General features: G+C 32.2%; 13 protein-coding genes. All 13 read left to right on the forward strand.

Annotation, left to right across the window (positions count from 1 at the left end; all coding sequences use genetic code 11):
* The first annotated feature begins 26 nt into the window (after positions 1 to 26).
* The 13 genes from AC6CH1_RS00905 (at position 27) to AC6CH1_RS00965 (ending at position 12,808) form a co-directional block, all read left to right on the forward strand.
* On the forward strand, positions 27 to 1,544 hold the full coding sequence (locus AC6CH1_RS00905; protein WP_498316033.1) for a glucosyltransferase domain-containing protein: 1,518 nt from the start codon (positions 27 to 29) through the stop codon (positions 1,542 to 1,544).
* Positions 1,541 to 2,485 carry a glycosyltransferase family 2 protein gene (locus tag AC6CH1_RS00910; protein ID WP_498316035.1) on the forward strand — a complete coding sequence of 315 codons (945 nt, stop codon included), beginning with the start codon at positions 1,541 to 1,543 and terminating at the stop codon, positions 2,483 to 2,485. Before AC6CH1_RS00905 ends, AC6CH1_RS00910 begins: the two co-directional genes overlap by 4 nt.
* Positions 2,460 to 2,873, forward strand: a complete 414-nt coding sequence (locus AC6CH1_RS00915) for a GtrA family protein (RefSeq protein ID WP_498316037.1) — start codon at positions 2,460 to 2,462, stop codon at positions 2,871 to 2,873. Before AC6CH1_RS00910 ends, AC6CH1_RS00915 begins: the two co-directional genes overlap by 26 nt.
* 40 nt (positions 2,874 to 2,913) lie before the next feature.
* Complete coding sequence (gene rfbA / locus AC6CH1_RS00920; RefSeq protein ID WP_498316039.1) at positions 2,914 to 3,786, forward strand: glucose-1-phosphate thymidylyltransferase RfbA; 873 nt, start codon at positions 2,914 to 2,916, stop codon at positions 3,784 to 3,786.
* A gap of 11 nt (positions 3,787 to 3,797) precedes the next feature.
* A complete protein-coding gene (gene rfbC, locus AC6CH1_RS00925; protein ID WP_498316041.1) occupies positions 3,798 to 4,361 on the forward strand; it encodes a dTDP-4-dehydrorhamnose 3,5-epimerase in 564 nt (187 codons plus the stop codon).
* A 3-nt stretch (positions 4,362 to 4,364) separates the two neighbouring features.
* Positions 4,365 to 5,387 carry a dTDP-glucose 4,6-dehydratase gene (gene rfbB / locus AC6CH1_RS00930; RefSeq protein ID WP_498316043.1) on the forward strand — a complete coding sequence of 341 codons (1,023 nt, stop codon included), beginning with the start codon at positions 4,365 to 4,367 and terminating at the stop codon, positions 5,385 to 5,387.
* Positions 5,387 to 6,244, forward strand: a complete 858-nt coding sequence (gene rfbD / locus AC6CH1_RS00935; protein ID WP_498316045.1) for a dTDP-4-dehydrorhamnose reductase — start codon at positions 5,387 to 5,389, stop codon at positions 6,242 to 6,244. The genes rfbB and rfbD overlap by 1 nt, the downstream gene beginning before the upstream one ends.
* 55 nt (positions 6,245 to 6,299) lie before the next feature.
* On the forward strand, positions 6,300 to 7,262 hold the full coding sequence (locus AC6CH1_RS00940; protein WP_498316047.1) for a glycosyltransferase family 2 protein: 963 nt from the start codon (positions 6,300 to 6,302) through the stop codon (positions 7,260 to 7,262).
* A gap of 14 nt (positions 7,263 to 7,276) precedes the next feature.
* On the forward strand, positions 7,277 to 8,140 hold the full coding sequence (locus AC6CH1_RS00945) for a glycosyltransferase family 2 protein (protein WP_498316049.1): 864 nt from the start codon (positions 7,277 to 7,279) through the stop codon (positions 8,138 to 8,140).
* A gap of 18 nt (positions 8,141 to 8,158) precedes the next feature.
* A complete protein-coding gene (locus AC6CH1_RS00950) occupies positions 8,159 to 9,568 on the forward strand; it encodes an undecaprenyl-phosphate glucose phosphotransferase (protein WP_498316051.1) in 1,410 nt (469 codons plus the stop codon).
* 22 nt (positions 9,569 to 9,590) lie between these two features.
* Positions 9,591 to 10,475, forward strand: coding sequence for a UTP--glucose-1-phosphate uridylyltransferase GalU (galU, locus tag AC6CH1_RS00955; RefSeq protein WP_498316053.1), 885 nt, complete (start codon positions 9,591 to 9,593; stop codon positions 10,473 to 10,475).
* On the forward strand, positions 10,472 to 11,446 hold the full coding sequence (gene galE, locus AC6CH1_RS00960; protein WP_498316055.1) for a UDP-glucose 4-epimerase GalE: 975 nt from the start codon (positions 10,472 to 10,474) through the stop codon (positions 11,444 to 11,446). The genes galU and galE overlap by 4 nt, the downstream gene beginning before the upstream one ends.
* A gap of 87 nt (positions 11,447 to 11,533) precedes the next feature.
* Positions 11,534 to 12,808, forward strand: a complete 1,275-nt coding sequence (locus AC6CH1_RS00965) for a glucose-6-phosphate isomerase (RefSeq protein WP_498316057.1) — start codon at positions 11,534 to 11,536, stop codon at positions 12,806 to 12,808.
* Positions 12,809 to 12,810 lie beyond the last annotated feature (2 nt).

Genomic DNA, 12,810 nt, shown 5'->3' on the forward strand with positions numbered 1-12,810 from the left:
TGATTGATACCAGTAAAAGGGGAAAAATGAGAGCAGTGGAAAATATAAAAAAGTATACAATTGAAAACAAATGGACATTTGTAATAAGTTTTGTAGTAATCTTAATTATTCATTTGTTTTTTGCGACAAGTGGGATGTTGAACAATGATAATTTGACACAAATGTATAATAATCAAGATATGAGTGTATCAGGAAGGTTCACCTTAACATATTTAGCTGGAATTAGTAGTTATTTCGACTTGCACTATTTAAATACACTATTATCAATAATTTACATTGCATTAACAATAGTAATATTAGTAGATTTATTTAACGTAAAAAATAAATTTACGATATTCTTAATAGCGTTAATTTATGGTAGTTTTCCTAGTGTTGGTGGGACATTAACGTATACATTTACGGCAGATGCCTATTTTTTAGCCAATCTTTTAATTGTAATTTCAGTTTATATAATATATAAAAGAAAATTTAATTTATATTTATCTATATTAAGTCTATTTTTAATTTATGTCTCTATTGCTACTTATCAATCAAATTTAGCTTATATAGGAACATTGATTTTAGTATTATTTTTAAGAGACATATTAAAACAAGAATTAAATATTAAAAAATATATAAATCTGGCAATTATCTCGATTTTTGGTTTATTAATATACATTGTTAGATTTAAAATATATGAATACAATAATACTTTTACAAATTATCAAGGAATTGATAAAGCGGGAGAAATGAGTCTTAAAAGTATTATTGAAGCTATAAAAAATGTTTACATACAATTTATTAAAGACGTATTTAATCCTTTAGAAACTTTAGGCTTATATGAGATACTAAATTGGGTGTATTTGGTTTTAATTATAGCATTAACCTTCTTTATAGTACTAAAATCAAAGAGATATTTTTCATTACTAATAATATGTATTTCTTATGTAGTACTCCCTATATTCGTATACTGTATATTTTTTATTTCGCAAGATGTTATGTACCATATTTTAATGATTCAACATCTGGCTTTTATGTATATTTTTGGATTATTAGTGTTTGAAGATTTTAAAATGTACTTCAATAAGAATCTACTAAGTGATATGGTAAAAAATCTTTTATTCTTAGTTATTGTTTTAATTTCATATAATTTTATTATAATCACAAATATATATTATGAGAAACAAGAACAAGTTAATAATCAAACCGCTACATCAATATCACATATTAGCTATGATATTAGAAAGATAGCGAATTATTCTAGCGAGAAGCCCATTTATATAATTGGTAATTTCAATGATACTTTGAATTTAAATGGTATCTATGATTTAAAAACTCCCTTTTTAAATCCAGGAGTTTGGTCAATTATTGAACATAATGTAGAATTTATAGCGTATTTAAATAATATAACTGGATTAAAGAATACAGAATTTATGCCTGAAGAATCTTTTATCAGTAAAAATAGAAATGAATTCGAACAGTTAAATATTTGGCCTTCATCTGGTTCAGTAAAAGAAATTGATGGTGTAATTGTTATCAAGTTTTCAGAAGAGGTGGAAAATTGATTTCTTTAATGAGTATTATACTGCCTGCTTTTAATGAAGAAAAAAACATTATTTTATCTTATAATAAGATAATTAATATTTTACAAGATGAAAACATTGATTTTGAAATCATCTATATTAATGACGGATCTACTGATGATACTTGGAATGAGATAATGAAATTAAATGATCCAAGGTGTAAGGGAATAAGTTTTTCAAGAAATTTCGGTAAAGAAGCCGCAATAGAAGCTGGTTTGAAAACAGCTGTAGGTGATTGTGCAGTAATTATGGATTGTGATATGCAACACCCACCAGAAAAGATAATTGAAATGCTAGAACTATGGAAACAAGGTTATGACGTGATTGAAGGTATTAAAATACATAGAGGAAAGGAAAATCCCATATATAAGTTTTTTTCAAAGGTCTTTTATAGCACACTTTCAAAAGTTACTGGTATGAATTTGAAAAATACTTCAGACTTCAAATTATTAGATAGAAAGGTAATTGATGAATTAAACTCTCTAACAGAGAAAAAAAGGTTTTTTAGAGCCTTATCTTACTGGGTAGGTTTTAAACAAACAACAATTCATTATGAAGTAAATGAAAGAATAGAGGGTACTTCAAAATGGTCAACTTATTCTTTAGTAAAATATGCAATTAATAACATTGTGGGATTTACGATTGCTCCTCTACAAATTATTATGCTAATTGGAAGTATCTTTCTCTTACTATCAATAGTACTGTCATTTAGAGTAATTATCCAATTTTTACTTGGGGAATCTTTAGAAGGTTTTACAACAGTAATATTATTACTATTAATTGTTGGAGGAAGTATTATGGTATCCTTGGGGATTGTAGGGATGTATATAGGAAAAATATACGAAGAAATTAAGAATAGACCAAATTATATTATAGAACAAATTAAGGTGGAAATTAGTGATAAAGCTAAAATTATCAAGTAGTTTTTGGAGATTTTTTTTAGTTGGTATAATAAATACTATAGTAGGTACCTCTATTATGTTTATTTCATACAATATTCTACATTTTTCTTATTGGATATCAACATTCTTAAATTATTTTTTAGGAAGTATTTTAAGTTTTTTCTTAAATAAATATTATACATTTGAAAATAATGACAAAAGTATCAAACAAATTATTTTTTTTGGATTAAATATTATTATATGCTATGCAGTTTCCTTTGGAATTTCAAAAAGAGTTGTGAATTTCCTTAATATCAGTAATTCAGAAATGATTAATGGAAATATTTCGATGTTTCTAGGTATGATTCTTTTTGTAATATTAAACTTTTTTGGGCAAAAATTGTGGGTTTTTAAAACAAAAAATATCTAAGTTAATTATTAAAATTAAATTGCATAAGGACGTGTTCGTGTTGAAAGGAATTATTTTAGCAGGGGGCAGTGGGACTAGATTATATCCACTAACTCGTTCAGTATCGAAACAACTATTACCTATATATGATAAACCGATGATTTATTATCCTCTATCAGTATTAATGTTAGCAGGCATTAAGGACATCCTAATTATTTCAACACCTGAGGATACCCCACGTTTTGAGCAATTGCTCGGAAATGGAGAAGAATTAGGTATCCATTTAGAGTATGCTGTACAACCTTCTCCAGATGGACTAGCTCAAGCGTTTATTATTGGAGAAGATTTTATCGGTGATGATTCCGTAGCATTAATTTTAGGCGATAATATTTTCTACGGCCACAAATTCTCAACTATGTTAGAACGTGCAGCTAGTCGTACATCTGGTGCTACTGTATTCGGATACAATGTCAAAGATCCTGAACGATTTGGGGTAGTCGATTTTGACGAAAATGGTATTGCCCAATCTATTGAAGAAAAGCCGGAAAACCCTAAATCTACATATGCCGTAACAGGCCTCTATTTCTATGATAATGATGTAGTAGAAATTGCAAAATCAATAAAGCCATCCCCTCGCGGTGAACTTGAAATTACTGATGTAAACAAAGTTTATTTAGAACGTGGCAACTTAAATGTAGAATTATTAGGTCGAGGCTTTGCTTGGTTAGATACAGGTACACATGAATCATTGTTAGAAGCATCGATGTTTATTGAAACAATCGAGCGTCGTCAAAGTTTAAAAGTAGCTTGCCTGGAAGAGATTTCCTATCGTAAAGGGTATATTACTAAAGACCAACTACTGCAATTAGCACAACCTTTAAAGAAAAATAATTACGGTCAATACTTAATCGATTTAGCAAACCGTAAACTGTAAGGAGAATCCTCATGGGTTTTATTAAAACAACACTACAAGATGCCTATTTATTTGAACCGAAAGTTTTTGGAGATCACCGCGGTTTTTTTATGGAAACTTATAATCAAAAGATGTTTGAGGAAGCTGGATTATCATTTAATTTTATTCAAGATAACCATGCGATGTCAGCGGAAGCTGGCACGTTACGCGGCATGCACTTTCAATTAGCCCCGTATGCGCAAACGAAGCTTGTACGTGTAATTAAAGGTGCAGTCTATGATGTTATTGTTGATATTCGTAAAGGTTCTCCAACATATGGTCAATGGGAAGGTTTTATTTTATCTGAAGAAAATAAACGGCAATTACTTGTTCCACAAGGCTTTGCACATGGCTATTGTACGTTAACCAAAGATACAGAATTTGTATATAAAGTGGATAATTATTATTCTCCTGAATGTGATCGAGGTTTGGCTTGGGATGACCAACAGTTAAATATTCAATGGCCAACCACAAGTCCTATTCTTTCTGAAAAAGATAAGAAGCAACCTCTATTTAAAGATTTAGATTGCCCATTTATTTATAAAGGTGAGGTATAAACGATGAAAATTTTAGTAACAGGTGGCGCAGGCTTCATCGGTAGTAACTTTGTGAACTACATGGTACGCACGTATCCAAACTATAACATTATTAATCTGGATGCATTAACTTATGCAGGTAATTTAGGAAATTTAAAAGAATCTGAAGATAAATTAAATTACCGTTTTGTCAAAGGTGATATTACGGACCGAAATCTTGTAGACTCATTATTTGAAGAAGAAAATTTAGATGTAGTTGTTAACTTTGCTGCGGAGTCTCATGTTGACCGCAGTATTACAAATCCAGATGTGTTCGTTACAACAAATATTCAGGGTACACAAGTTTTACTTGATGCAGCGCGTAAACATAAAGTGAAAAAATATGTCCAAGTTTCTACGGATGAAGTATATGGTTCTTTAGGTTCTGAAGGCTATTTTACAGAAACAACACCGCTTGATCCTAATAGTCCGTACAGTGCGAGTAAAGCTGGGGCAGATATGCTAGTAAAGGCATATCACGAAACGTATGGCTTACCGACTAATATTACACGCTGTTCAAATAACTATGGGCCATTCCACTTCCCGGAGAAGTTAATTCCTTTAATGATTATTAATGCATTAAATGATAAGCCGCTTCCTGTTTATGGGGATGGATTAAACGTACGTGACTGGTTACATGTTGAAGATCACTGCCGTGCGATTGATTTAGTACTGCATAAAGGTAAAGTAGGCGAAGTATATAATGTTGGTGGTCACAACGAAAAGACAAATATCGAAGTGGTAAAAGAAATATTAAAACAGCTGGATAAGCCAGAAACATTAATTAAATATGTAGAAGATCGCTTAGGCCATGACCGCCGCTATGCTATTGACCCTACTAAATTACAATCAGAGCTTGGCTGGGAACCGATTTATAATTTCAAAACAGGTCTTAACGATACAGTTCAATGGTATTTAGATAATAAATCTTGGTGGGAAAATATTATTTCGGGTGATTATCAAAATTATTATGATAAACAATATTCAAGCAAATTGGAGAATAAATAATGAAGATTTTAGTAGCAGGTGCTAATGGTCAATTAGGCCAGGAATTAGTTAAACAACTACAACAAATAAATGTTGAGTTATATGCCTTTACTAAAACCGATTTGGATATTTGCAGCTTAACCAATGTACAACAAGTCGTAAATGAGATTCAGCCGCATGTTATTATTAATGCGGCTGCGTTTACAAAGGTAGATTTAGCTGAAACAGAGCAGGATTTAGTGTTCAATGTAAATGCCTATGGACAACGTAATTTAGCGGTAGCTGCTGAACAAGTCGGAGCTAAAGTTTGTTATGTAAGTACAGATTATGTTTTTGATGGTAATGCAACTGAGCCTTACGAAGAGCATGCACTTGTTAATCCGCTTGGTGTATACGGTAAGTCGAAATATGCAGGTGAACAACTAACTCAAACATTAAACTCGAAGTACTTTATTGTTCGTACAGCTTGGGTATATGGTGAATTTGGCCCAAACTTTGTAAAAACAATGCTTCGTCTTGCAAAAGACCGAGACGAGCTGGGGGTTGTAAGCGATCAAATTGGTTCTCCTACTTATACAGTAGATTTAGCAAAATTCTTAATTGAATTAGTTCAAACAGAAAAGTACGGTATTTACCATTGTACAAATAGTGGATTTTGTTCTTGGTATGAATTTGCTCAAGCAATTTTTGAAGAGTCAAACATAGAAATAAAAGTAAATCCCCTAACAACAGATCAGTACCCAACTCCTGCTAAAAGACCTAATTACTCGGTCTTAAGTGATAGAGCTTTAAAATTAAACGGGTTTCAACCAATTCGTCATTGGCGAGATGGTTTGAAGGCATTTTTAAATAATACCAAAAATAACAATCTTTTATAGATTGTTATTTTTATTTGGCTTACAATAGAAGTTGAGGAATTTTAAGGAGATACTTATGAAACCAACTGTTAGTGTTCAAATTGTTACTTTTAATAGTGAGGATGATATTGAAAACTGTCTGAAAGCGGTAAAAAACCAGTCTTATCCTATTCATAGATTGATAGTTATTGATAATAATTCAAATGATGAAACAGTATTAAAAGTTCAAGGTTTTGAAAATGTAGAAATAATTGAAAATGAAAATAACGTTGGATTTGCTAAAGGTCATAATCAGGGAATTATTATGACAAATACCGACTATGTACTTGTGTTGAATCCTGACGTACAACTTCATGAAAATTATATTGAATATATCGTTGAAGCTCTAGAAAATAATTCTGCTGTAGGAATGGCAACTGGGAAACTTTATAGAGATATGGGAAGTCGAATACTGGATAGTACAGGGATTCAAATAAAAAAAAACAGACGAGCGATTGACCGAGGAGCCGGTGAAATTGATACGGCGCAATATGACAGTAAGAACTTAATTTTCGGGGTATCTGGTGCAGCCGCTGTTTACAAGAGAGAAATGATTAATAATATATCTATTAATCAGGAGTTTTTTGATGAAACTTTTTTTGCTTATAAAGAGGATGTAGATGTCAGCTGGAGAGCGCAAATTTTAGGGTGGAAAAGCCTTTTTGTACATCAAGCAATTGCAATGCATGGTAGAGGTTGGAAAGAAGATAAAAAGAGGTCTGAGGTACCTGTATATATTCGTCAGAAATCCTATATTAATCGCTATTTTTATATCGTTAAGAACGATCAATTGTCGTATTACGTGTTACATTTACCATTTATTTTATTTTTTGAGCTGGCTAGTTTCTTTTATACGGTATTAAAAGAAAGAGAATTACTTTCTTCTTGGAAATTTTACAAACAGCAATGGAAAAGTTTAAAGAAAAAAAGAACTTTCATCATGTCTAATAAAAAGTCATCTAATAAACAAATTTACTCTTTTTTTAAAGGGATATGGTGAAGAAAGGTTTTAAAATGGATTTATCAATTATTATAGTGAATTATAATACAAGAGAATTAACATTACAGTGTATTAGTTCCATTTATGAATCTAATATAGATAATAGTTTCGAAGTTTTTGTGGTGGATAATAATTCATCAGATAACTCTGTTGAAGCTATAAGGCAGCAATTTCCGAATGTTATACTAATAGAAAATACACGAAATGTAGGTTTTTCAAAAGCAAATAATCAAGCGATTAAACAAGCTACGGGTGAATTCGTTTTATTGCTGAATTCTGATACAATTGTAAAAGAAAATACACTTTCTATTATGTTACAATATATGAAAGAAAATGAAGATGTAGGGGCTGCAGGATGTGAAGTGCTTTTACCTGATGGAACTTTGGATAAGGCATGTCATCGAGGATTTCCAACACCGAGTGCTTCATTCTATTATATGACTGGGTTAGCAAAAAAATACTCAAATAATCCTAGATTTAATCAATATCACAAAAGCTATCTTAATATGGATGAAATACATGAGATTGATTGCTTGGTAGGGGCTTTTATGATTGTACGAGCAAAGACAATCCAGGAGGTAGGTATGCTAGATGAAACCTTCTTTATGTATGGTGAAGATATTGATTGGTGCTACCGGATAAAAGAATCAGGATGGGATATTATTTATAACCCTACTGTATCAATTATTCATTATAAAGGAGCAAGTAGTCGAAAAAAGCCTGCAAAAATTGTTTATGAATTCCACAGAGCAATGTATTTATTTCATAAAAAACATTATGCAAAAAAACATTCTTTTTTTACTAATGCAATAGTTTATACAGGAATTACTGTAAAATTGAGTTTGGAACTTTTAAAAAATAAAGCGAAAAATAATTAACAAAATGTAGGGGATAATATGATTAGAGGAAGAGAACGATTTTTAACTAAACTATACATGCTTGTCGATTTTCTGATTATACAAGTAGGTTTTTTTGTTGCTTGGTATATTCGATTTTATATTTTAGATGAACAAGGTACAGTGGGTACTCTACCGTTTAATGATTACCTACTTTGGAATGTCGTGTATTCTATAGCTTATTTAGTTATAGCCTTTTTATTAAGGGTATATGTTCCAAAACGGAAGGCTAAGTTTGCAACGGAATTGTTTAAAATTAGTCAAGCACATCTTATTAGTATTTTTGTATTATTAAGCATTTTATTTGTCTTAAAAATTATTGATATATCACGAGGATTTTTAGCTATTTATGTTGTAACGGCCATTGTTATAAGTTTAATTTATCGATTTAGCTTAAAACAAATATTGCGAAATTTAAGAAAAAAAGGATATAATCAACAATTTGTTTTAGTATTAGGTGCTGGTTCGGTTGGTAAAAAATATGTGGAAAATTTACTGAACCATCCGGAATATGGAATGGAAGTATTAGGATTTTTAGATGACTATCGCACAGAAGAAACAAAATGTGACTATGCTAGATTTAGAATCCTTGGGGAAATAGGAGAATTAGCTAAAATCTTAGAAGAAAAAATTATTGATGAAGTTGTAATAGCATTACCTCTAACAGCCTTTTCTAAATACCAAAATATTATTACAAACTGTGAGAAAGCTGGTGTGAGGGTAACAATCGTACCGGACTTCTTTGATATTTTACCAGCAAACCCTCATTTCGAGAAATTTGGAGAACTGCCAATTATTAATATACGTGATATTCCTTTAGATGAAGTAGTAAATCGTGTAGTTAAGCGTGCATTTGATATTGCTTTCTCGTTAATTGTATTAATTTTAATTTCACCGCTGCTATTATTCTTAGCTATTGGTATAAAGTTAACTTCACCAGGACCAGTGTTTTTCAAACAAGAGCGAGTTGGTTTGAATAGACGTACATTTATGATGTACAAATTCCGTTCGATGAAGATAGTGAACGATTCTTCGTCTGATACACAATGGACAGTAGAGAACGATCCACGTCGTACAAAATTTGGGACGTTTCTACGTAAAACTAGCTTAGATGAATTTCCGCAATTCTTTAATGTGTTATTAGGCGATATGAGCGTGGTAGGACCAAGACCAGAACGCCCTTATTTCGTAGATCAGTTTAAAGAAGAAGTACCAAAATATATGATTAAACATCAAGTAAGACCTGGGATTACTGGATGGGCCCAAGTTTGTGGTTTGCGTGGAGATACTTCGATTGAAGAACGCATTAATCATGATATTTACTATATTGAAAATTGGACACAGCTTTTCGATATAAAAATAATCTTTAAGACAGTGGTTAATGGATTTGTAAATAAAAATGCCTACTGACTTGTAAACGGGGGAATAACTTTTGAAAAAAATAAGAAAAGCGATCATCCCGGCAGCCGGGTTAGGCACTAGATTCTTGCCGGCTACAAAGGCAATGCCAAAAGAAATGCTACCAATAGTTGATAAACCTACTATTCAATATATTGTAGAAGAAGCAATTGCAGCTGGAATTGAAGATATTATTATTGTGACGGGAAAAGGAAAGCGTGCAATTGAAGATCATTTTGATAATGCATTGGAACTTGAGACAAACTTGATCGAAAAAGGGAAGCTAGAAATGTTAGAAAGGGTTCAAGAATCTTCAAATGTTGAAATTCACTATATTCGTCAAAAGGAACCACTTGGTCTTGGGCATGCAATATGGTGTGCAAGGAAGTTCATTGGGGATGAGCCATTTGCCGTATTACTGGGTGATGATATTGTAAAAAGTGATGAACCTTGCTTAAAGCAATTAATTCAACATTATGAACAGACGAGTTCAAGTGTAATCGGAGTGCAAAAAGTAGCAGATGGAGATGTCCATCGTTACGGTATTATTGACCCTATTGATACAAAAAATCGATTAATGCAAGTGAACCAATTTGTTGAAAAGCCATCTTTAGAAGATGCACCATCAAATTATGCGATTATTGGTCGTTATATTTTGACTCCTGAAATTTTTAGTTTTTTAGATGAGATGAAGCAGGGTGCCGGTGGAGAAATTCAATTGACAGATGCAATTGAATCTTTAAACAGTATACAACATGTTTTTGCATACGAGTTTGAAGGGCGTCGCTATGATGTAGGTGAACAGTTAGGGTTTATCGAAACAATAATTGAATTTGCATTAGAGCGAGAAAACTTAAACGAAGATCTTAAAAAATATATTTTAGATAAAGCAAAACAATTGAGTGGAGAAGTTTTATGATTTTAGTTGTTGGCGGAGCAGGGTATATTGGTAGTCATTTTGTTAAAGAATTGGTGCAATCTCATGATACAGTCGTTTTAGATAATTTAAGCACAGGCCATCGTTGGGCTGTAGATGACAAAGCAATTTTTGTTCAGGGGAACTTAGGTGATTCCCAAGTAGTTCAAAGGCTGTTTGATAGCTATAGAATTGAAGCAGTACTGCATTTTGCTGCATTTAGTTTAGTGGGGGAATCAGTTCAAGCTCCTCTTAAATATTATGAAAATAATGTAGTAGGTACATTCAATTTATTAAAGTTGATGAAAGAAAACAATATTAATAAATTTATATTTTCATCAACGGCAGCTACGTACGGAATCCCACAAGTGGAGATAATTGATGAACAAACATCAACTTCTCCGATTAATCCTTATGGACATTCTAAATTAATGGTAGAACAAATGCTTCAGGATTTTTCGAAGAGCTATGGCTTAAATTATGCGATACTTCGATACTTCAATGCTGCAGGTGCAGATGAGAGTACAATAATAGGAGAAAGTCATACACCTGAAACGCATTTAATTCCTTTAATATTACAGCATTTATTAGGTCAACGTGATTCTATATCGGTATATGGTACGGATTACGATACGCCAGATGGTACATGTATTCGAGATTATATTCATGTAACGGATATTGCTAATGCACACATGATAGTTCTTGATCAATTGTTAGCTGGGAAAAAATTAAACACTATTTATAATTTAGGAAATGGCAATGGCTATTCTGTAAAGCAAGTAATTGATATGTGTGAGAAAGTTACAGGGAAAAAAGCAAATGTACAGTATGTGGGTCGCAGAGAAGGCGATCCAGCAAAGCTGGTTGCTAATGCTCAAAAGATTTATAATGAATTAGGTTGGCAAGCCCAACAGGATTTAAAAAGTATAATAAAAAGTGCATATAATTGGCATTCATCTAATTCATTAAAGTAACCAACTCGTATTTACTCCGAGTTGGTTTTCTCTGTTATATATGTAATAATAGACCTATCTGAATTTACCAGAATTGGAGACTACAGAATGATTAAAGAAATTGTAAAAACAACTTTACTAAATTGTGCTCTTGAAAATAGTGATATTTTAAAATATAAAAACCAAGTAAAGGATATTCATTATGCATTACCCAAATTTGAGTTAACAGGTTGGTTAGAAACTCCTGTACAAATTCAAGATGATTTACTTAATTCTATTGAGCAGGTGGCTAATGAAATTCGTGCCTGTGCCGATGTACTTGTTGTCATTGGTGTTGGTGGTTCATTTTTAGGTGCACGAGCTATCCAGGAAGCATTAAAGCCTTATTTTGGTTTAGCTGAACATGGAATTGAGGTTGTGTATGTCGGTCTCAATATGAGTGGTGCTTATATTAAGGAGCTTTTATCTTATTTGGATAAAAAGCAAGTATATGTGAACGTTATTTCAAAATCTGGTGGTACAATGGAACCTGCACTTGCTTTTCGTGTGATGCGTCTTTATATGGAAGAGCGATACGGGGAAAAATCGACAGAACGTATTATTGTTACAACGGATGCTGAAAATGGGATATTAAAAAAGATTGCTAATCATGAAGGGTATCGTCAATTTGTTATTCCATCCAATATAGGTGGTCGCTATTCTGTATTAACACCAGTAGGTTTATTACCTGTTGCAGTGGCAGGTGTAGATATTCGCGCTTTAATGGCTGGTGCTAAGCAAGCAGCAGAAGAACTTTCGGTACCGGATTTAGCTAATAACGATGCATATAAATATGCTGTTATGCGTCATATGTTATATGAACAAGGCTATTCGATTGAATTGCTTGCGTCATTTGAGCCCGGTTTAAATAAATTCCATGAGTGGTGGAAACAACTTTTCGGTGAAAGTGAAGGGAAGGAAAAGAAAGGCTTGTATCCTTCAACAGTTAATTTTTCAACGGACTTACATTCAATTGGTCAATTTATTCAGGATGGCAGTCCAATTATGTTTGAAACACTACTTCATTTTCATGAAATCGAAGGCGACCTGTATGTACCATTTGATGAGCGTGATGAAGATGGATTGAATTATTTATCCCATCGAACATTTAATGAGATAAATGCAATTTCTAAACAAGGAACCGCATTAGCTCATGCAGAAGGTGGCGTTCCAGTTATTCAATTAGAGCTACCAAAACTTGATGAATATCATCTGGGCTATTTAATATATTTCTTCATGAAAGCTTGTGCAATGAGCGCCTGCTTATTAGAAGTAAATCCATTTGATCAACCAGGTGTAGAAGCATATAAACGTAAGATGTTAGAGTTATTGAAGGAGAAATAGAA

Source organism: Solibacillus sp. GQ1 (genome assembly GCF_059758555.1).